Genomic DNA, 22,446 nt, shown 5'->3' on the forward strand with positions numbered 1-22,446 from the left:
AAAAATTAATCTGGGTAGCTTATATGCGAAAAAAGAACAAAGCTGTGGAAGAAAGTCTTGTAGAGCGATCGCCTTCACAAGGAGTACAAAACCAAAGACAATCACTATTAGCAGATAAAGTTGATGCTATTCTGGCTGGTGCTATGCAGGAATTTTTGGCGCATGGTTATGCTGCGACAACAATGGATAAGGTGACAGCCGCCGCAGGTGTATCGAAAACAACTGTATACAGCTATTTTCAGGATAAGGAAGGATTATTCACTGCATTGATTGAAGGATTAGCGCAGAAAAAATATTTGGCTGTTTTTAACCCTGAACCCGGATTTCTGGAAGGTGAACCTGAGATTGTGCTGCGTCGCTTGGCAAAAAATATTTTAGATAATACTAATTGTTCACAGGAATTACTGGGTCTTGTGAGGCTGATTATTGCCGAATCTGGGAGGTTTCCCTCTCTAGCACAAGTATTCGTCCGCAATGTAGATAAACCTGCTTTGGAGGTGATTAGCAAATATTTTAAAGCCCATCCAGAACTACAATTACCTGATCCAGAGGTAGCTGCACGGATTTTTAAGGGTACATTAATCCATTTCACAATTATTCAGAATATGCTCCATAGTCAAGAGATTTTGCCAATGGAGAGCGATCGCTTGATTGATAATTTAGTTAATTTAATCACTAGTAATAAAAAAGATATACATGGTGACAAGTATTCCGGCACAAGGCATAAATCACCCAGACGCAAGCGCACACCAGGGGGTAAATTTCAGGCTGATTATGGTTCTGAGACTAAAAAGTTGCGGTCTATCAGGCTTACAGATACTGCTTGGGCAAAGTTAGACGAATTAGCCGCAGCAAATAATTTGACCCGCAGCGAGATGATTGAAATCTTTGCGCGTCAAGGATTTGGAGATAATCAGGAGTCGAGAGAGTGATTTTTGTATATACATGGATAGAGTTACAGCAGGGTTGGTTAGCAGCCGTGAAGGATTCAAGTATTTGTGATGAAATTGCTGATCTGGTAGAGTGCGTTAAACTCTGTTAACGCACAACTTATATCATGTTTATAAATTGCTAACCGCTTCCGCAATTTTCCTAGAAACAAAAGGTAAAATTTCCCGGCTTTTGGCTTGTGCTTTCCCTTCTGTAAATACCACTAATAGATAAGGATGCTGATCTGGTAATTCAATATAAGCTGCATCATGGCGCACAGAACTTGTCCAACCAGCTTTTGACCAAATTTGACTATTTTCCGGTAATCCATCGCCTATAAAGCCTGTAACTTGGTCTTCTTCGACATCTTGGGGTAACTCATCAGCCTTAATACTGCGTTTGAGTAAAGACATCATGGATTGCGATCGCACACTCGACACAGCTACCCCACCCACGATACTATGCAATAACCTCGCCGCAGCATTGGCAGTCAGCATATTCCTATTTTCAAACATCTCCCCATAAAACGCCCTTTCCCGTCCATAGGGACCATCTCCCCAAGTTTTTTGACAGACATTAATCGTCCCCATTTCCTCCCACCCCAAAGACTGGTAATAGCGATTAATAATATTGCGTTGATATTTCCACGTTTCAAAAGGTCCAGCGGGTAACTCTGCTCCAGAAGTAGTCCCGCTGAGAATATCGACAATTAAACTAGTAGCATCATTGCTAGAATCAACAATCATATCCCGCAAAGCTCGCTCCAATTCCTTGGAAGTCTGAGTCATTCCCTTTCCTAGCCATTCATGAACCGCTACTAAATAAAACAACTTCACCACACTAGCAGGATAAATGCGTTCTACACCACGATAACTAAATCCTCGCACCGGATGATTCCAAAAAGCGTCAGGAGTTAAAGCACCACCTGTATTTACAAGTACAGGAGGATCATACACAACCCAAGTTAAAGCAATTTGGTTTCGAGCTAAACTTGCAAAATTAGACCAAGTTGCCTCTAAAATTTCATTACCGAGATTTTCTAGTTGTTCGTCTTTATTAAAAAAAACCATTTGTAAATAATGTCCTTATGCTATCAGGAGTCTAGTTTCTCGCTCAATCCTATCATTACCTGTATAATTACTAAGATAGTAACTATAATTAGACTGAATCAGGATTAACAGGATTTAAAGATTAACAGGATATTTATCTGAATGAAGATTTAGGAATTAAACAGAATGGTGATTGTATGCTCCTGTAAATCCTTAAATCCTGAACATCCTAATTCAGACAAAATGAAGATATAGGAATTAAACAGAATGGTTATAGCGGTATACATTTGAATGAAATACATCATAGCCCCCTCATCGCTTGCGGGGAGGGGGTTGGGGGTGGGGTTCTTGTATCTCACTCAACCGAGAACCGCTATATTGTATGATCCTGTAAATCCTTAAATCCTGGGTATCCTGATTCAGACAAAATGAAGATTTAGAAATTAAACAAAATGATTATTGCATTATCCTGAAAATCCTTAAATCCTGAAAATCCTGATTCAGACAATATTATTTTTTATCTAAACCAGATTTACCTATGTCTTTAAACTTACTAATTCCCCATTCCCCAACAGAAGAATATTACTGTAACATTGACCTAAATCTATATGATTCTCCTGAATGCACCCGCTTGGCAACCCAAGCCGCAACAGGAAGACATTTACGAGTAACGTTAAATCATCAAGATACAGCAGTTGCAGTTTGTTTGTGTGAAGATGACTATCCCGGATGGTTATCTGTTCAAGATTTGCAGTTTCTCAAACCAACAGAAGCAGTATATCAACCCCAATTCATCTCAGCAGCAGAAATTCAACAACGCATACCAGCAGTTATCGCTTTTATTCAAGCGGCAAAAGAAGAAGATAATTATTACCTTTGGGGTGGAACAGTTGCACCCAATTATGACTGTTCTGGTTTAATGCAAGCAGCATTTAAATCTGTAGGTGTTTGGCTACCGAGAGATGCTTATCAGCAAGAAAATTTTACTCAACCAATTGATTTTACTGAATTACAACCAGGGGATTTAATATTTTTTGGAACTCCCCAAAAAGCAACTCATGTAGGTTTGTATTTGGGTGATAGTTGCTATATTCATAGTTCAGGAAAAGAACAAGGACGCAATGGCATTGGTATTGATCAACTTTCGGAACAAGGAGATCAAGTTAGTCAGTCTTATTATAAACAATTGCGCGGTGCTGGTAGAGTTGTCAAGTGCTACAAACCGCAGAATTAGCGCTGTTCCAGGTTCTTTGTAGCAACTTTCTTCTTAACTGGCTTTTGAGTTTCATTTTGGGACAATATAAAGGTATCTAGCGACTCCTTTGGTTGGACTATTTGGAGACGCAAAAACTGTTCCCATACACCATTGCTGAATAAGTCTACAGCAGTTTGAGGATTTTGATGAGCAATATTAATAATCACTCTACGCCATCCCTGAACCAATAAATCAATAAATATTTCTTCACCAGAAAATTTATTTAACAACGCAAATGCAGTTTGTAAACCAGCGGGTAAAATTTTTGCCCTTAGTCTCTGAATTACCACATTTAACCAAATCGGTACAAGTTCCAACCAGTTATTTGCTTCTATTTCTGTAATTCCCATATCTTCCATACCCAGCGCACCCCAAATGCAGAGGGCTTCTATAGCTAATTCAACCTCACGATTTTGTAAAGCATTTTTCCATAGTTGTTGAACATGATTTTGACAGCGATAATCAAAAAATTGATATGCTCCCTGAACAACTTCAGGAATTGTGACTTTATAAACTGACTCCCCTGTTGGTAAGTAGCCACCACGATAAAAAAGCTGATTATAACAACCGCAAAGATGAATTTGTTGATCAACTATGACTTCTTTTACATGGGAATTTCCTAACCAAAAAATCTGTACACCTGGTAAACTTTCAAGAGTTTTTATTGATTGTAATTTGTCTTTAAGTTCCGGTGGTATTGATCTTTCTTCATTTTCTTTTTGTCGTGCAATTCCATAACCAATTAAAATCCCAACTCCATTATTAACTAATTTTTGTAGCAGAGTTATAAATTTATCATCGACAACAGCCTGACTTATCCAAGGATAATAAAGCAGAATTTGATGTTTTGCTGAATTTAAAACTTCTAAAAAAGCTGGAGCAATTTCTCCGTCTCGTAACTGCACTGCCATAGCTTCACCCTGTGAGGTTTCTAGCGTCTGTTGGCGAATCTTTTCTAGTCTAGATTCTATTTCATCATTTTTATGCTTAAAAATTGCCTCACGCGCATAATTGATGGTTGCATCTGACAATTCACACAATGCTGGTAAGGATATTTTACCTTGATTTAGTAGTGACTCCAGCCAATTTGATTCCCTTTCTAAAATTTGCTTTCCTCTTCTAAGTTGAACGCTCAATTTATCTTCTATTGCATCAAAAATCACAAACAGAGATATAGTCTTCCAAAAAATTTGTGTTGGTGGTATCACTTTAAAAGCAGTGACTATTTTACTCTCTTCTGGGACATGAAACGCTAAATTTGAATCTTGAAGAATTTCTTGTATTTTCTCAAGTGGTAAAGAAGAGATATTGTTTATTTTATTTTCAATATTTACAAAAGTTGCTAAATCAGGTAGTTTTATGGTGACATCACTTAAAGATTCTGATTGAAAGGTAATATTTCCACCTAAAAAGTCAGTAACAGCATAAATCTGTACAGCATATGGTGGTTGAGGAACAGTTCCTTTTTCATAAAATAAACGCCCTTCTGTAGTAACTGTAATTGGTGATGTTACTGCTAAAGTTTGTAATGACTGAAGAGTAGAAATTGTACTTTTTACAAATACAGCATCAAGCCCAAGTACAGAGGCTAATTCATCTGATGTTGGTGCAGGATCAAACTCAATACCAGCGCGGATAATAAATTCTTCAAGTACATTAAATTGACGTGGTTCTTTGATAGTTAATTCTACAGTATTTTGACGCAGACTATAGCATAATTGACGCGCAGCTAAAACTGATAAACTAGAACTTTGCGCTTCAATTTTTTCTACTAGATTTTTAAGATTGTCATCAATAGGTTTAGCAGAAGAGGCAAGAAACATCAACTAAATAAGATTAGATAATTTAATTTGTACAAATAATTGTAACCCATAAAGTAAACTACTTTTATGCTTTCAACAAGCCTTGGCGACGATGAGCATACCAAGCGAATCCAGCACCAGTTACAAACATTAGTAGACTATAAATTGCCCCAGGAATGGCCATTGTGGGAGTATTCAGCAGCGTAGGCGTAGAAGCGATCGCGATCGCCAGAGTCCCGTTTTGGATTCCTACTTCTATTGTAATTGCCGTAGTGCGTTTTTCTCCTAATTGGGTGAAGGTAGCGATCGCAAAACCTAAAGCCATTGTTACGATATTCAAAACCAGAGTTGCCCAGCCCACATCTATTACATAAGAAATAAAGTTATTCCGTTCTCGCAGCAGCACTCCAGTAATTACCACCCCCAAGAAAAATAAAGACACCCACTTCACAGGTTTATCTGCCTTGTCTGAGAGTCCAGGTGCATACCGATTCGCTATCATCCCAATTGCTATAGGTAAAAGTGTAATCACCGCAATCTGCAAAATAGTACTTAAAAAAGGTAACTGTAGCGTTGTTCCTTCCCCCAAAAATGTCTGCATTGAAAAATTTATGACCAAAGGAATCGTAAAAACCGTAATTAAACTACTAATAGCTGTTAGCGTCACAGAAAGAGCAACATCACCCCCACCTAAAAACGTAATCATATTAGAAGTAGCTCCACCGGGACAGGCTGCTAAAATCATCACACCTACCGCTAATTGTGGATCAAGGGGAAACACCGAGGCAATTCCAAAGCCCACAATCGGCAACACCAACAACTGCGCCACCAAGCCAATCACCACCGCTTTAGGATAGATTACAACTCGTTTGAAGTCCTCTAGAGTCAAGCTTAACCCCATGCCTAGCATGATAATAAATAGAGCTAGGGGCAGAAAAACATCTGTTAGAAAATTTGCTTCCATCCTTAACCTGCCTTGGTAATAATAAAATTACCTCTGAATTCTACCGTGTTATAGCGTTTCCTCATCATATGAGCTACATCATAGCCCCCTCATCGCTTGCGGGGAGGGGGTTGGGGGTGGGGTTTTTGCACCTCACTAAACTGATAACCGCTGTATCGTTAAAATTCCAGTTATTGATTGTAATATTACTTGCTCTTGTGAATTACAGCAGATTGCAGATCAATGAGGCTTCGCCGTGAGCGTCAGCCGATAGCTTGCGTGGCGTAGCCATACGGTACAGAATCAAAATTGAAACCTAGACACCAAAACAGTACAGAGCGATGAGTAACGAGTAATGAGTAAGAAGGAGAGTCAATCAATTGGTACTCAAAACTCTTCTGACTCCTGAATTCTGCTGTATATTCGTCCAAAATTTTTCAAATATCCTCTAACTGAAGAGACGAGAAACATCAATAAAACCTCCATGACGACTGACAATATTTGCCACTTCCGAATACATACCACCAACTGTCCCTGATTTACTGGTAAATAAATCGTGACAACCAACAATTACCAATAATTCTTGAGCGCGGGAAAATGCCACATTCACCCGTTCTGGTTTTTTAGCAAATCCCACATCTCCTTGATGATTATTACGCACCATACTCACAATTACAACTGGTCTTTCCATTCCTTGAAATCTGTCAACTGTACCTGTTCTAATTTGCAGTGAAGGGAAAAGTTCAGATTGTAGCCGTTCATCAATTTTTCTAAGTTGAGAACCATAAAATGTAATTACGGCTATTTCTTTTTTGGGTTCACCATTAGCAACTTTAGAACTCCACGCATTTTCAAATTGATGACAGATATTTTCTATGACATCAATTTCTCGGATATTAAAAAACGAAGTTCCCAAACGTTCTTCTTGAAATTCCTGTTCTCTAGGCATTTTCACCCAAATCAAATGATGTTCTGGTTTAATTATTTCCCCTGCTAGATGATGAGCGCGTTTGCTGTCAGGTTCTAAAATCCCACATTCTAATTTACCATCATAAAATTGATTAATTGCTCCCATGATATTCGGGTGCATTCGATATTGGGTATTTAGCATTTGTTTGATGCTATTATCAGCAGTTTCAAACTGACTTTTAAATAATGATTCTTCTAAAAATTGTAATTCTTCTCTAGTATTGCCAATTTTTTGGGCAACTTCTTCAACAGTGCTAGTATCAAGCATGGGTGGTAATTGTCGATGATCTCCAACCATGACTAATTTTTTACCCTTCAAAGCGGGAATTAATAACTCTGGGGGAGTACATTTACTAACTTCATCAATAATGACAACATCAAAAGATTGAAATTCTTCAGAAAAATTATAATTTGCAGCTTGAACACAGGTGATACCAACGACGTTAGCATTATCTAAATAAATTCGTCTCAAATCGTTACTATCGCGTTCTGATGGTTGACGTAGTTTATTAATCCAATCTTGGACAAAATTTTGATATCTTTGCAGATAATTTTCTTCATTTTGCAATTGTTGTTGCCAAATATCAAACTTGTCTTTGATTAAGTTTAAAAATTCTAGATTGAATAAATCACTTTCGGTATTTTTAACCTTAAATTTATCAGGTATTTCTTGCCATGTTATTTGCCACCAATTTCGCTCTATAATTAAAGAATCTGGTATCTGTAATTGCAATTGCTGTTCTAGTTCATTTAGCTTGATTTGTGATTTATCAAGTTTCTTTTGAGCCGTTTTTGTTTCTTTTTTGAGCTTGATTAATTCCTCATGTAATGAATCTTGAATCATCTCTAAAATAGCAATTGGTTCTAATGATGAAATCAAGGGTTCAAGTTTAATTATGTTACTTTCCCAAATTTTGACTTGCTTGGAAAATTCTTGATGCTGTTCCCAAATGTTTGATTGTTTAGCGAGATATTTTTCGGTTAGATTACGCAATTTAGCAGGTATATTGGGATTTCTGTTAAGTTCTTCCAACATATTTACAACTCTTGCAAGTTGTAAATTAGCATCTTGACTAGCTTTTTCTACTTGAGATTGAGTCGCAAATATTTGTTCTTGGGTAATACCATTATTTGGCAGTTCATTTAATTGGTTTTGTTGTTTTTGTAAAATATTAAGTTGTTGTTCAGCTTCAGTTTTAACTTTTGCAACACATTGACGAGAATTTGCCAGAATTATATCCAGTAGTTCTTGTGTAATTTGGGTAAGAGTAGAATGGATATTATCTAATTCATAAGCTGCGCCATATGTTCTTTGCAGTTTAGTTAAAAAAGATTGGGTATTTTCAACCAACGATTTACGCTGTTTAGAGGTAAGGAGTTGATAATCATTTAATTCTTGATATGTTACCTGCCATTGAGTGCGATCGCTTTTTGATAAAACTAGAGGAATTTGACTAAAATTTTCCTGTAAGAAATAACTAAAACTATGCTGTTTACCTCGTCTATCAGTGAAGTTACCTTGAATTTCATACGATATTGCTTTTGTTAATAGCTTCCAATCAGGTAAGCCAATTTTATAATTTTTGGGGACAATTGGTAATTTTAAATTATTAGCAAACATTAATAAACCTAGTGGTAAATCTACCATATTATCTGTTAATGGTAAGTCTGATTGCTGACAATTTTTCACAACTTGATACAGATTGTTATAAGCTGTAGATTTCCATTCTATAACTGCTTCGATAATATAATCAATTTCTCGCTTGCGATTTTCCCATAGTTGAATTGTTGGCTGTAGACTTTTATCCTTATTTAGAAATTGCTGATACTCTGTTTGTAATTGATGCAAATATGTAGAATCTTTTTTGAAAGCCTCTACTAATGTGGTTAATTCTGACATGGCTACAATCACATCATGAGCATAACTAAATATTTTTTTTAATTCATCAATTTCAGTTGCTACTGTTTCACGTAACCAAGCTGCTAACCCAAATGCTCCACGCGCAGGACGAACAAAGCCAAGTTCATCTACATACTTAATAGCTTGACGAACATTTTCCCGGAAACTTTCTACTTGAGTATGATCTTTTGTATATGGTTGCAGACAGGGTAAAAAATCTTTAACTTCTGCTGAATCCCAGTTTATTGGTAAGGTTTTTAGTAGATTTTTTAATCCAATTTTTAGGGATTCAATTGTATTTTGATTTGCTAAGATTTCATTGTAAGCTATTTCTTGAATTTGACAGATTTCCTTTAGATTCTCTTTTTCTACTTTTGATTCGTTTTGTTTTTGATTAAATTCTTCCTCAGATTGAAGATAAGCTGTAAAACGTGGTGATGATGCTAATAATTGAGTAAATATTTTGATGTTTTCCTGACGTTGAGCGAGATTATTTTCACAGTCAGTAGCGGTATGTTCTAGCCATCTGCCAATTACTTGATCTTCTAAAAATGGCTGTCCTTCTTCTCCAACTTTTTCGGCTCTTCCCTTGCGTACAGCCCGAATTACAGGGTTATGAACTAACCTGCTTAAAGCATTATCAACTGCTAAATTAGCCTGAGAAGTAATTAATGTGCGTCCACCCCGCAGGGCTACTTGATAGCAAATTTCAGCAATTACGGTAGTTTTACCTGTACCTGGTGGTCCTTGAATTAAAACTAAATCATCTGCGGCTAGTACCTTTTCTACAGATGCTTTCTGACCTGGATTTGCAGCAGACAACAATAAATCTTGTGCTTTAAGTTTGACAGTTTTTTTAATGGATCTGGCTTGAGAAGCATCAAATAAGAAGTTACCTAAATAGGGATTTTGGGTGCGTCCTTGTCTTAATTGTTCTAAGGCTTTTTCTTTGCGTTCAATTTGTTTTATATCACCGGCAGCATCAAAAAATAAATATCCAGTTCCAGGGAGTTGATAATTACCTGCTGCTATATATTCAACCAAGTCGCGTTCTAATCTAATGTGAATAATATTATATTTTTGGTCAATTTTTTCAATGGTTCCTAATTGACGACTACTGCGACGATTTCTTTCGCTAGGAACGGTGTCAGAAAATTTGATGTCTTGGTTTTTCGCCTGTTTCACTCGTTCCCAAAAATTTTCTACATCTAAATAATTTTCTTCGGAACCGTCAAGAGTGGCTGAGTTGAGATTCATCTCAAACGCGATTTGTTTTTTATTATTACTGTATTGATAATTAATAAAAACTACACAAAATTGCCGTGCTTTAGCGATGCGTTCTTCAACTTTTAGAAATGCTTTCCATGCTTGTAGTTGTTCTTCTGTGGGTACATGATGACCACAAACTGGCATGGTTGCTATTTGTGCTAATACCTTTGGTGGAATAGCGGAGGGATGATGATGATTAGGAACTAATTGTAAGCGTAAAGGTAAAGCATAACCATCACCTTGTCCTCGTGAAGGTTGTAGTAAATAAGCTGAGAGAATCTTTAAACCGCTAGCTCCATTTTTTTGGACTGCTGCTCTAAATCCTAAGGTTTTTCTAAGCTCTTTAAGTCTTTTTGGTAATTCAAATTCACTTTCATCTGTAGCTATTGTTAAGTCCCAAATTTCTTCTCCTGGGTCTTTTCCAGAACCCTGACGACGAATATAAAATAAGCAAGGTTTTTTACCAACGCATTCAAATATTAATTCATGGGCGCGTTCTCGTCGTTCTCGAAATTCGGGGTATAATTCAACTGTTGATTGACCTTCAAAGTTGCGAATTAAACTATCAATTGTTGAATTGAGTAAGGTGTATCCCCAGGTTTCTGATTTTTGATTGTTTGGTAAAGTTGGCATGAATGCTCCTGGATTTTTTTTTCACGCAGAGGAGCCAGTGTGTTGGGCGGCTCTGCCGACTTAAAGCAACTGGCGTAGCGCAGAGGCGCAGAGAGGAGTTTGTTTTTTTTGAGGTTAAAGATGAAATTGGTGATAGGTTTGACTGGCGGCTCGATGTAATAATGAGTGTCTCCAAACTAGGGATTTCATATCTTCTGCGTAACCACCACCAATAACGCAAGCGACGGGATAACCAGCGCTGACACAGGTACTTAAAACTTGCATTTCTCGCCGAAAAATGCCTGTGTCTGTTAGGGCTAGTTTACCTAGTTTATCTTCTATGTGGGTATCAACTCCAGCATCATAAAATACTAAATCTGGTTTTATTTGTGATAATAGATCGGGGAGATAATTCGCTAAGGTTTGCAAATAAGCGTCATCTTCCATTCCTAATGGTAGGGGAATATCTAAATCACTTTTTTGTTTTGTCCCAGGGAAGTTGTCTTCACAGTGCATGGAAAAGGTAAAAACGCTGTTGTCATTTTGAAAAATAAAGGCTGTTCCATCTCCTTGATGTACATCTAAATCGACAATTAAAATGTTTTTAGCAAGCCCTAATTTTTGGATAACGCGGGAAGCAACTGCTAAGTCGTTGAAAATACAAAAACCAGATCCATAGTCAGGAAAAGCATGATGGGTTCCACCAGCAGTATTACAAGCTAAACCATGATTTATTGCTAATTGAGCCGTTAGTATTGTCCCACCTAAAGCCACACAGGTACGATTTACCAAAGCTGGACTCCAAGGTAAACCAATGCGTCGTTGTGCTTTTGATTCTAAAGTTCCCTTACAGTAAGCTTGTACATAATTGGGGGTGTGAACTAATTCAATTAATTCTGTTTGTGGACGTTCAGGAATGTGAAACTGTTCTGGATGTGCTACTCTGTCAGCTAACAGCAATTCATGCAGTTGCCGGAATTTAGACATCGGGAAACGATGCCCTGGGGGTAAAGGAGCAATATAATCTAGATGGTAAACAATTGGTAAATCCATTACTAAGGTGAGTTACACCGATATATTTTTAGGTAAACAATTTAGTCAAGATAAGTGAAAAATATCAGTCTGAGGGCAGATTGTTATTAATATAAAAATAATTTATTTATCTTAAAAATTACAAAAATAGCTTTTTATGTAAGTCTTTTACCGAGGAATAATGTACCATATCTTTTTTTCAATAGTCTACTACTATACAGTAATTTAAAGGAAATTGCCTAGTTTCAGGCTTTTGGAATCGCATATTAGTTTGGTGCGTCAGATAGAGACAATCTGTTGTGTGCTAAATTATCGGGTCTGACGTGGTTGGTGAGCTTGCCGAACCACACCCTACAAAAGATAAAATTCATAATCCATATTTGATAGATTTTGTCAATGAGTAAGTCCTATAAATATAAATTACTTTGCTGAAACAGTATATTCGTAGATTGTCTGGAAAGTAACAAGGTAAAATTTGGCCACCATAATTATACTATTGCTGTTATCTTAATTTTAAGTTCTCAATTCTCAATCAATTATGATCGAATGGATTATACCCCTTGGATTTATTCTAGCTGGATTACTTGCTGGATTAATTGGTGAAAAAGTTTTTTTCAAAAGACTGAAAATGTTTGTTGCTAATAGACAAATTCCTGGCAGTGAAATTATATTTCAATCACTGCACAGAATGACGTTTATATGGTTTGTAATTGCAGGCTTTTCTTGGGCTATTCTCAGTTCTCCCCTCAAGCCAGATATTGCTAATGTTCTGCAAAAAATACTCACCATAATTTTGCTGTATTCAGTGACTTTAGTCTTAGCTAGATTAACATCTGGTTTTGTGAGTTTATCAGTTCGCAGAGCGGAAGGAGTTCCTACCTCTTTACTGTCTAATCTCGCTAAAATTGCGGTTTTAATTTTAGGGACATTAATCCTTTTGCAAACCGTAGGTATTCAAATTACGCCGATAATTACGACGTTAGGAATTGGAGGTTTGGCGGTAGGTTTAGCACTTCAAGATACTTTGGCAAATTTATTTTCTGGTTTTTATTTACTTATTTCTCAGCAAGTAAGAACTGGAGATTATGTGAAGTTAGATGATGGCAATCAAGGTTATGTTACTGATATTACATGGCGAAATACAACGATTAAGGAAATTTCAAATAATGTGATTATTGTCCCTAATTCTAAGTTAGCTTCGGCCATTTTTACGAATTATCATCTTCCCGCTAAAGAAATTACTTTAACCATTAATGTGGGTGTTAGTTACGATAGCGATTTGGAATTAGTCGAAAGGGTGACGGTAGAAGTTGCTAAAGAAGTGATGCAAGAAATTGCACCGGAATTACTTCAAAATGAACCGTATATGAGATTTCATACGTTTAATGATTTTAGTATTGATTTTACTCTTTATATGCGTGTAAGTGAATTTTTTGACCAGAGAATTGGTAAACATCTGTTTGTAAAGAAGTTGCACAAACGCTATCAGCTAGAAGGCATTCAAATTCCCTTTCCTATCAGAGATGTTTATATGCATCAAAGCTAAACAGTTTTCTTGTTGTCGTTATTTTTATTCCCTGATTGGTTGAATAGTGTATTTTGAGGCAAAGTCTGCTACTTCCCCAGCACTGACCATCGCTCTATATAATAAAGCACAGACTTCTGCTCTGGTGGCTACTTTTTTCCCATTCAGCAATTTTCTATTCGGATAATTGACAACTACACCATTTTGTGTAATTGCGGCTATTAAATTACGATGTTCGCTTTGGATGCTAGAGGCATCGCTATAAATGGATAAGATATTTTTTGTAGAACCGGTGAATTGATAATTTAATCCCTTGGCTAAGGTTATCAAAATATCTAGGCGGGTAAGCTTTTGTGTGGGGTTGAAGTTTTTGCTGCCAAGGGTGGTGAAAAAGCCCATTTCATAGGTTTCGCGGATGGCATTTTCAGCCCAATATCCTTTGGGTATATCTCTAAATGCGATCGCATTTCTGACTTTACTTTTAATAAAGATTTTTTGCAATAGGGCTGCTAATTGGGCGCGTGTCACTGGTGCGTTAGGGCGAAATGTACCATCAGGGAAACCGTCGATAATTTCCATTGCGGCTAATTCGGCGATATAATCTTTAGCCCAGTAGTCTTTGGAAATATCAGAGAATGATACTTTAATATTCTTCGCTACACCTACTTGGCGGTATTTACTCAACAATTGGCTGAGTTGATATGTGGAGTTGTTGCTGAGTTGAGTTAACTGTACCAAACTACCAGGAACAGCGGTTAAGGCTTTGGCTAAGTTAGAATCAACGATGTTAATGGATTTACCTGCTAAAGCAAATTCACCTTCGGTAAACGATACAGGATAAACGCTGGTTGTGGCAACTTTGGCAAATCCTGCGGCTTGGTACTGGGTAATATTGATATTTTCTGAACTTTTGAGGAAAGTAGCTTTTTGGTTACTAACTTGGGTGAAGTAATCGTAGGTGGTGGTATTTGTGTCAACAATGCTATCTTCATTGTCATCAACGCCATAAAAGACACGAACTACTTGATATTCTTTTGGGTTGGCAGATAAAATCAAATTTATTGCCGTGTGACCGGGTAAACACGCAAATTGTGTGTAGCCAATAAAGCGGTTTGTGTTATCATACAATCTCACGACGATGCGATCGCCCAATTTAAACCCATTTATAAACTTGGCCTTTTGTTTGATTTTATATTTATAGTCACCTAAAAATCTTTCTTTGTAATATTTATTGCCATGCTTACCCTGAATAGAAACGCGGGCAATTACTTCGGAAATTGTCCCACCGGGTTGCCAAATAGCCAAAGTAAAACCTGATTTTTCCCTTTTGACAGAAGTAGTAGTAGTTACAGTTTCCCCTGGAATATTTGTTGTACTATCTGTATCTACTTCCTCACTAATAGTTTTTTGTGTTAAAAGCTGCTGATTATAATTACTAAACTCTGATGGGACTGTAGCAGATAAATTTGATGCTGCCAAAGTAGAATGTGTTGGCGACAACGCTATTATAGAGACTGCGGCAATAGCTACTTTCCTAAAATGAGTTAATTTACTTAGAATCATGGTATTTGTCTCACACCGTATCAATTCACCTAGAATGTTAAGTAGGCAATCAGCTTACTTAACTGATTAATTTTTTGATCTAGGTGAAACTTACAGGTGATAGTGTACGCCATATATAGCTTTTTCCATAATGTTTTGTCGAGAATGCTAGGAGTATTACCATAAAGAAATAATACTTTAGGAATCTTTACTAATGACGATATCAATCCAGCAGTCACCAACATTAGAAAAACAGCTTTGGACTTGGCGAGATTACAAAATTCAATATACTGTGATGGGTAGCGGTCAGCCTTTGGTACTAATTCACGGTTTTGGTGCTTCTATTGGTCACTGGCGCAAAAATATCCCTGTTTTAGCTGATGCTGGTTATCGGGTGTTTGCTGTGGATTTGTTGGGGTTTGGTGGTTCTGATAAAGCGGCTATCGAATATAGCATGGAAGTGTGGGTAGAACTATTAAAAGATTTCTGGACTGCACATATCCAAGAACCTGCTGTATTTATTGGCAATTCCATTGGCGCACTTTTGAGTTTAATTGTTCTGGCAGAATATCCTGAAATTGCCTCTGGGGGTGTGTTAATCAACTCTGCTGGTGGATTAAGTCACCGTCCCCACGAATTGAACCCTGTTCTCAGAATTGTCATGGGGACTTTTAATAAGTTAGTCGCTAACCAAATGACTGGTAAATTCGTCTTTAACCGCATTCGCCAAAAATCGCAAATTCGCCGGACATTGTATCAAGTATATAGCGATCGCAATGCAGTCACAGATGAACTAGTCGATTTACTTTATACACCATCCTGTGATCCAGGCGCACAACAAGTTTTCGCTTCCATCCTCACAGCAGCACCTGGGCCTACGCCCGATGAATTATTGCTTAAGGTAAAATTGCCTTTACTAGTAATTTGGGGTGCTGATGATCCTTGGACACCCATTACTGGGGCTAAGATTTACGAAGAGGCGCGAGAAAATGGCAAAGATATTAAAATTGTACCTATTCCTGGTGCCGGTCATTGTCCCCATGATGAAATTCCAGATGTTGTCAATGCTCAAATTGTCGATTGGTTAGCGCAAAAGGGATAATTTCGCACTCACACCCAGAAAAAGGGTAAAAAACAGCTAAAAAGTCTGGGATTGGTAATTGGTAATTGGTATTTAGTAATTAGAGTCAAGGATTACCGATTACCTAATTCCTACTCAGCTAGGACAGGGTACTTTCTTTCAATTGCATCTTGACAAAATCCACATTATGTGTATTGTATGATGGAGTTTGATGTAAATCATGATGCCGATTTTTCTAAAGTTGGGTATCAAGTAATTCGAGAATTAGGACGTAACCCACAAGGAGGACGCATTACTTATTTAGCCAATAATCTGAAATCTCAACAAAAAGTAGTTATTAAAGAATTCTGTTTTGCGAATATGACTGCTGATTGGTCTGGAGTGAAAGCTTATGAACAAGAAATTGAACTTTTGCAACAATTGAATCATCCCTGCATCCCTCATTATATAGATTCTTTTGCAAAACCAGGATTTTTTTACCTAGTACAAGAATATAAAAATGCTCCATCATTAGGATTAAAACGCTGCTTTCACCCTGAAGAAATCAAGCAAATTGCTTTGTCTATTTTAGAAATTTTAGTTTATTTACAACAGCAATGTCCTGGTATAATTCATCGAGATATCAAACCAGAAAATATTTTAGTAGATCAGCAATTAAATGTTTATCTAGTTGATTTTGGTTTAGCACGTTTACAAGATGGAAAAACAGAGTTAAGTACTTTGGTTGCAGGTAGTCCTGGCTTTATGCCACCAGAAGAACAACTTGGTTATGTGTTAACCCAAGCCTCAGATTTATATAGTTTAGGTGCAACATTAATTTGCTTACTCACTAATACTAGTGCTGCGGATATCGGGAAATTAATTGATGATAAATATCGCATTAATTTTCAGAAATTAGTTCCCCATATTAGTCTGCGTTTTGGATTATGGTTAAAGAAAATGGTAGAACCTAATTCCAAGCGTCGTTATCCTAATGCTGCGGATGCTTTAGAAGCACTCAAACCAATTCAGGTGCTGGCTTCTGGTAAAAAATTAGATAATTTATTTGCCGCAATTCATCAGAGAAAAAATATAATTATATTAGGGTTAGCCGCTATGGGTATTTTAGCTATAATGGGAACAAATTTAATGGTTTCTCAACCTGGTGGTGCTGCTAATTCTATGAAAATAGACAATTTTCCTAAGAATAATTAATTGGGTAATTGGTGATTGGTGATTGGTGATTGGTACAGGGGAAGAAACTTGCAAATAAAAAAATATTTCTAAATTTCTTGTGGTGCAGGCATCTTGCCTGCTAATAATAAAAGGACGGGCAGGATGCCCATCCCACAAGATTGGATAATCTTTTTTGTGGAGTTCTCTTAAGCTATAGTCACATCAGGGGATAAATAAACATCTTGAATAGCATGAAACAGCTTTACTCCTTCCGCAAACGGACGCTGAAAAGTCTTCCTTCCAGAAATTAAACCTGTACCTCCAGCACGTTTATTAATTACAGCAGTTCGTACAGCTTCCGCAAAATCATTTTTACCAGAAGCACCACCAGAATTAATTAATCCTACTCGTCCAGCGTAGCAATTTAATACTTGATAACGAGTTAAATCTATAGGGTTATCTGTTGTTAATTCTGTGTAAACTCGCTCATCAGTTTTACCATAACTGTTACCAGTTGCTTTCGCAATTGCCCCATAACCATTATTGCATTCTGGTAATTTTTGTTTAATGATATCAGCTTCAAGACTTACACCCAGATGATTTGCTTGTCCAGTTAAATCAGCAGCTAGGTGATAATCTTGATCTTGTTTAAAATTGTTATTTCTCAGATAACACCAAAGTACTGTTGCCATACCCAATTCATGGGCATTTTTAAAAGCATGACTGATTTCCTGAATTTGGCGACTAGATTCTTCTGAACCAAAATAAATTGTTGCCCCTACTGCTGTTGCACCCAAATGCCAAGCTTGCCAAACATCAGCAAACATAATTTGGTTAGATTGATTGGGATAAGTCAACAATTCATTGTGATTTATTTTCGCAATAAAAGGAATTTTGTGGGCATATTTACGGGCAACATTGCCTAATACACCCACGGTGGTAGCGACAGCATTACAACCTGCTTCTATTGCTAACTTGATAATATTTTCTGGGTCAAAATAAATAGGATTAGGTGCAAATGAAGCCCCGGCAGAGTGTTCAATTCCTTGGTCTACAGGGAGAATAGAGAGATAGCCTGTATTGGCCAATCTTCCTGTAGAATAGATTTGTTGCAGATTTTTCAAGACACGCGGAGTGCGATCGCTATTTAGCCAAACTCTATCTATAAAATCCGCACCAGGCAAATGTAGCAAATCTGAGGAAACCTTGGCTTTATACGTCAGTAGTTCTTCAGCTTCCTTCCCCAGCAATGACTCAATGGAATTAGCTTCTAAGAGAGTTGTAGTCATGGGATTTGGGTAATTCTTTATGGGTAGTCAAAGTCTATTTTTTAACCTGTACAGCAGAAAAATTTATTCCTTAGACACTAATACTATTTGGTATATTGAATTATAATTTTGCCTACTATCCATAGACATATATCCTTCTTCCTTTGCATCTTTGCAGTGACCTGCGGGAAGCCTCTCTGCATCTATATTTAATCCATATTCTTTTAATAGGAAAAAAGCAGCAATTTTCTAGAAGTTTTACCCAAACCATTCAAGAAAATACCCCCAGGGGTATATTTTGATGTTTTACTTTCTAGTCAAATGCTTGTAAAACGTAAGAATTCAGGAGTCAGGAGTCAGGAGAAAGAAGGAAGAAGAATATTCTTCTCTTCCGTTACCTGTTCCCTGCTATATCAAACATTCTGTGTCCTGAATCCTTACTGTAAAACAGACAGATATTATGGTATTGTCACCTGCTACAACTCGTTATAAAATACCAAAAGAAGTGCAAGAGAAAATACGCAAGCCAGAGTAATTTTTAGTCTAGAAATTCCGGTTACACGTATTAGTGAAGCTAGTCCTGAGTGAGAAGTATTTAGTGTATATTGCACCTATTCAGTCAGGGAATTTGCAGGTGCATTAGTCTGGAGGTAATGTTTTACTAGTTAAGAGTCAGCATTCTGGGGAAAGAGAACCAGAAACGCTGTTATCAATCTGGAAAAACTAACTTAAATATTATTTACAGCTTGGAGATTAAGTATGCTGGGTGCGATCGCAGGTGATATTATTGGCTCAATCTATGAGTTTAACAATATCAAAACTAAGGACTTTCCCCTTTTCGATGATAGATGTCATTTCACCGATGATACAGTATTAACCCTGGCAGTGGCAGAAGTTATTCTCAACGCAGACGAATTCCCTGACAAAACTAAGTATATTGATAAATTCCAATATATTCAGCAATTCAAATCTTATTACGGCGAATATCCCCATGCGAATTACGGTAATCACTTTATGAAATGGGCAGATTCCGGTAGTACCGAACCGTACAACAGTTGGGGTAATGGTTCAGCTATGCGCGTTAGTCCAATAGCATCTGCATTTGATAACCTAGATATTGTCTTAGAAGAAGCAAAACATTGTGCAGAAGTTACTCATGACCACCCTGAAGGTATTAAAGGCGCACAAGCAACAGCCGCATCTATCTTTTTAGCCCGTACTGGCCATGATAAAACGATCATCAAATCCTATATCCAAAATACTTTTGGTTATAACTTAGAGCAAACCTTAGACGAAATTAGACCTAATTATGAATATGATATGTCCTGTCAAGGTTCTGTTCCTCAAGCAATTATTGCTTTTTTAGAATCAACTGATTTTGAAGATGCAATTCGTAACGCTATTTCTATTGGTGGAGACAGTGGCACTATTGCTTGTATTACAGGTAGTATTGCCGAACCATTTTATAGTGGTGTTCCAGAAGATATTGCAGAATGGATTTTCACTAAATTAGATGATCATCTCTGGACTATTACTGATAAGTTTATGTCTCAATATTACGCATAGGTTATACTGATAAGTACGGATTTAAAAATTTGTAAATTCTCCGTGCTACTCTAAAATTAGATTATCCTCAAATTTAGCGCTATGTCTATCTCCCAAGATTTTGAACTCCCACAAGATGTAATTTTTCCGACTGGAGACTTATATAGTGATGAACCACCATTAGATTTTGAACTCCCAAGAGATGTAATTTTTCCGACTAAGGACTTAGAAAGTAATGAACCACCATTAGAAAGTGATTCACATTTACGCCAGATAATTCTGCTTTTACAATGTTTAGAATTGTGGTGGGGAAACCGCAATGATTTTTACGCTTCTGGTAATTTAACTGTTTATTACAGTTCCCGTCAGCCTAAATCAGAAGACTTTCGTAGCCCAGATTTTTTTGTAGTCAAAAATGCAGAACGCCATCCTCGTAAAAGTTGGGTTGTTTGGCAAGAAGATGGTAAATATCCTAATATAATTATTGAATTGATTTCAGATGCAAGCGTATCAATTGATAAAGGGTTAAAAAAACAAATTTATCAAGATATTTTTCGCACTCCCGAATATTTTTGGTTTGACCCCAATAATTTAGAATTTGCTGGCTTTATTTTAGTTGGTGGTACTTATCAACCTCTAGAATCTAACAATCAAGGTTGGTTATGGAGTCAGCAGTTAAGTTTATATTTAGGTATTCATGAAAATAAATTGCGCTATTTTACAAATGAAGGATTAATCATCCTCACTCCTGAAGAATTTGCTGAACAAGAAAAACAAAAATCGGAACGTTTAGCAGCAAAACTGCGAGAATTAGGTATTGATCCAGATACAATTTAGAAATAAGTAGGTTTTTCTGATATACTAAAAACGTATTAAAAGTGTCATTCTGAACGAAGTGAAGAATCTCCGAGATACTTCGCTGCACTACGTTCCGCTCAGTATGACACAGATATTTTATCGTAAGTGATTAGGCAGACATGATATTATATATGATTCTGACTCCTGAATTCTTACGTTTGGATGTCCCTAAAAATAAATATGCAATATAATGATATATCCATCACCATTGCCACGATAAATTTTGATGATTTGGTGAATTTTTATATTCAGCTACTAGAACAAGAACCAAAAAACCTCATTCCCAATGTTTATGCTGAGTTTCAAATCTCAAACTCCAGCTTAGGTATTTTTAAACCCAAAAAAGATAATGAAGTAGAATTTGCCGTAAATACTAAAAGTCCGCTCAGTTTGTGTTTAGAAGTGAGTAATTTAAAAAATGCTATAACTCACCTACAATCTTTAGGCTATCCCCCTCCAGGAGACATTTCCAGCGCTTCCCACGGTCAAGAAGTTTATGCCTACGACCCAGACGGCAACCGCTTAATTTTACATCAATCTCATCATCGGTAACTGAGAAAAAATTATCAGTTCCCAGTTCCCCATTCCCCAAGTCCCCAATGTCAATAACTCAAAACTACAAATTAAATCTGATTCAATGGTATCCCGGTCACATTGCCAAAGCTGAAAAAAATCTCAAAGAACAGCTAAAACGGGTAGATGTGATTTTAGAAGTGAGAGATGCTCGTATTCCCTTAGCTACAAACCATCCGCAAATGAATGAATGGGTGGGGGATAAGTCACGAATATTGGTGATTAACCGATTAGATATGATATTGCCACAAGTGCGATCGCACTGGACAGACTGGTTTAAAAACCAAGAACAAATCCCCTACTTTACCAACGCTCAACACGGTCAAGGTATCACAGCTATCACCAAAGCCGCACAAGCAGCAGGAATAGCACTTAATCAACGCAGAAAAGATCGAGGAATGTTACCCCGCGCAGTCCGTGCTGTCGTCATAGGTTTTCCTAACGTTGGTAAATCAGCATTAATTAACCGTCTCTTAGGAAAGCGAGTAGTTGCTAGTGAAGCGCGTCCTGGAGTCACTCGTCAACTGCGTTGGGTACGAATTTCCGATCAATTACAACTACTAGATGCTCCCGGTGTCATTCCCTCCAGAATGGAAAATCAAGACGCAGCAGTCAAATTAGCCATTTGTGATGATATTGGTGAAGCCTCTTACGATAATCAACTCATAGCCGCAGCATTTGTAGATATCGTCAACCAACTTCAAGAAACCCACCCTCATTTATTACCAGCACACCCCTTACTTTCACGCTACGAAGTTGACTCCATTATCCATACAGGTGAAGAATATTTGCAAGTCTTAGCAGAACATCGCTACAAAGGAGATGTAGAACGTGCAGCAAGAACTCTCATCACCGATTTTCGCAAAGGACTTTTAGGCAGTATACCTTTAGAAGTGCCACCTCAATAATGACAATAGATTATAAGTAGGGCTTGCTGAAAAAGTCTTTCCGTTAGAGCTAGGAGTCAGGAGTCAGGAGTCAGGAGGAAGAATTAGAAGTAGATCAGAATATTCTCAAATCTGGGTAAATGAACGGTTTTTGATGATTTCATCGCTTATTTCTTGAACCTTCTCCTACTTTTTCAGCCTGAAACTGTTGATATATCTAGGTTTTTGGTTTATTCAGCAAGCCCTAAGTA

The 22,446-nt window shown here is 37.2% G+C and carries 16 protein-coding genes; 9 read left to right on the forward strand and 7 right to left on the reverse strand.

Annotated elements, in window-relative coordinates; genetic code table 11:
• Positions 1-23 precede the first annotated feature (23 nt).
• Positions 24-932 carry a TetR/AcrR family transcriptional regulator gene (locus ACSQ6I_RS04545; RefSeq protein WP_438889147.1) on the forward strand — a complete coding sequence of 303 codons (909 nt, stop codon included), beginning with the start codon at positions 24-26 and terminating at the stop codon, positions 930-932.
• Positions 933-1,061: 129 nt separating this feature from the next.
• Here the strand turns inward: ACSQ6I_RS04545 and ACSQ6I_RS04550 are convergent, their stop codons facing one another.
• The gene (locus ACSQ6I_RS04550) at positions 1,062-2,000 is read right to left on the reverse strand and encodes a serine hydrolase (RefSeq protein WP_438889148.1); all 939 of its coding nucleotides are present in this window, start codon (positions 1,998-2,000) and stop codon (positions 1,062-1,064) included.
• Positions 2,001-2,517: 517 nt separating this feature from the next.
• Here ACSQ6I_RS04550 and ACSQ6I_RS04555 point away from each other — a divergent pair.
• The gene (locus tag ACSQ6I_RS04555) at positions 2,518-3,213 is read left to right on the forward strand and encodes a C40 family peptidase (protein ID WP_438889149.1); all 696 of its coding nucleotides are present in this window, start codon (positions 2,518-2,520) and stop codon (positions 3,211-3,213) included.
• Here the strand turns inward: ACSQ6I_RS04555 and ACSQ6I_RS04560 are convergent.
• From ACSQ6I_RS04560 to ACSQ6I_RS04575, 4 genes are all read right to left on the reverse strand, one after another.
• On the reverse strand, positions 3,210-5,057 hold the full coding sequence (locus ACSQ6I_RS04560) for a hypothetical protein (RefSeq protein ID WP_438889151.1): 1,848 nt from the start codon (positions 5,055-5,057) through the stop codon (positions 3,210-3,212). The two genes, ACSQ6I_RS04555 and ACSQ6I_RS04560, sit on opposite strands and share 4 nt — an antisense overlap.
• 64 nt (positions 5,058-5,121) lie before the next feature.
• Positions 5,122-6,000 carry a bile acid:sodium symporter family protein gene (locus ACSQ6I_RS04565; protein ID WP_438889152.1) on the reverse strand — a complete coding sequence of 293 codons (879 nt, stop codon included), beginning with the start codon at positions 5,998-6,000 and terminating at the stop codon, positions 5,122-5,124.
• A gap of 427 nt (positions 6,001-6,427) precedes the next feature.
• Positions 6,428-10,750 (reverse strand): AAA domain-containing protein, encoded by a 4,323-nt coding sequence (locus ACSQ6I_RS04570; RefSeq protein WP_438889153.1) that lies wholly within the window; start codon positions 10,748-10,750, stop codon positions 6,428-6,430.
• Positions 10,751-10,864: 114 nt separating this feature from the next.
• Positions 10,865-11,782 (reverse strand): histone deacetylase family protein, encoded by a 918-nt coding sequence (locus ACSQ6I_RS04575; protein ID WP_438889154.1) that lies wholly within the window; start codon positions 11,780-11,782, stop codon positions 10,865-10,867.
• 517 nt (positions 11,783-12,299) lie between these two features.
• Here ACSQ6I_RS04575 and ACSQ6I_RS04580 point away from each other — a divergent pair.
• The gene (locus ACSQ6I_RS04580; protein ID WP_438889155.1) at positions 12,300-13,307 is read left to right on the forward strand and encodes a mechanosensitive ion channel family protein; all 1,008 of its coding nucleotides are present in this window, start codon (positions 12,300-12,302) and stop codon (positions 13,305-13,307) included.
• 24 nt (positions 13,308-13,331) lie between these two features.
• Here the strand turns inward: ACSQ6I_RS04580 and ACSQ6I_RS04585 are convergent, their stop codons facing one another.
• Entirely contained in the window at positions 13,332-14,849 is a 1,518-nt protein-coding gene (locus ACSQ6I_RS04585; RefSeq protein WP_438889156.1) for an S-layer homology domain-containing protein, read from the reverse strand.
• A 193-nt stretch (positions 14,850-15,042) separates the two neighbouring features.
• Here ACSQ6I_RS04585 and ACSQ6I_RS04590 point away from each other — a divergent pair, with 193 nt between their 5' ends.
• Both ACSQ6I_RS04590 and ACSQ6I_RS04595 read left to right on the forward strand, forming a co-directional pair.
• Positions 15,043-15,930 (forward strand): alpha/beta fold hydrolase, encoded by an 888-nt coding sequence (locus tag ACSQ6I_RS04590; RefSeq protein ID WP_438889157.1) that lies wholly within the window; start codon positions 15,043-15,045, stop codon positions 15,928-15,930.
• A 177-nt stretch (positions 15,931-16,107) separates the two neighbouring features.
• Positions 16,108-17,103 carry a serine/threonine protein kinase gene (locus ACSQ6I_RS04595; RefSeq protein WP_438889158.1) on the forward strand — a complete coding sequence of 332 codons (996 nt, stop codon included), beginning with the start codon at positions 16,108-16,110 and terminating at the stop codon, positions 17,101-17,103.
• A 167-nt stretch (positions 17,104-17,270) separates the two neighbouring features.
• Here ACSQ6I_RS04595 and ACSQ6I_RS04600 read toward each other — a convergent pair whose 3' ends face one another.
• The gene (locus ACSQ6I_RS04600; RefSeq protein WP_438889160.1) at positions 17,271-18,353 is read right to left on the reverse strand and encodes a class I fructose-bisphosphate aldolase; all 1,083 of its coding nucleotides are present in this window, start codon (positions 18,351-18,353) and stop codon (positions 17,271-17,273) included.
• A gap of 738 nt (positions 18,354-19,091) precedes the next feature.
• Here ACSQ6I_RS04600 and ACSQ6I_RS04605 point away from each other — a divergent pair.
• The 4 genes from ACSQ6I_RS04605 to ylqF all read left to right on the forward strand — a co-directional run bounded on the left by ACSQ6I_RS04605 (position 19,092) and on the right by ylqF (position 22,216).
• On the forward strand, positions 19,092-19,898 hold the full coding sequence (locus ACSQ6I_RS04605; protein ID WP_438889162.1) for an ADP-ribosylglycohydrolase family protein: 807 nt from the start codon (positions 19,092-19,094) through the stop codon (positions 19,896-19,898).
• Between the two features lie 81 nt (positions 19,899-19,979).
• The gene (locus ACSQ6I_RS04610) at positions 19,980-20,714 is read left to right on the forward strand and encodes a Uma2 family endonuclease (protein WP_438889164.1); all 735 of its coding nucleotides are present in this window, start codon (positions 19,980-19,982) and stop codon (positions 20,712-20,714) included.
• Positions 20,715-20,915: 201 nt separating this feature from the next.
• The gene (locus ACSQ6I_RS04615; RefSeq protein ID WP_438889166.1) at positions 20,916-21,287 is read left to right on the forward strand and encodes a VOC family protein; all 372 of its coding nucleotides are present in this window, start codon (positions 20,916-20,918) and stop codon (positions 21,285-21,287) included.
• A gap of 47 nt (positions 21,288-21,334) precedes the next feature.
• The gene (gene ylqF / locus ACSQ6I_RS04620; protein WP_438889169.1) at positions 21,335-22,216 is read left to right on the forward strand and encodes a ribosome biogenesis GTPase YlqF; all 882 of its coding nucleotides are present in this window, start codon (positions 21,335-21,337) and stop codon (positions 22,214-22,216) included.
• Positions 22,217-22,446: the final 230 nt, after the last annotated feature.

Source organism: Anabaena sp. WFMT, from assembly GCF_051781005.1.
Classification (GTDB): domain Bacteria; phylum Cyanobacteriota; class Cyanobacteriia; order Cyanobacteriales; family Nostocaceae; genus Anabaena.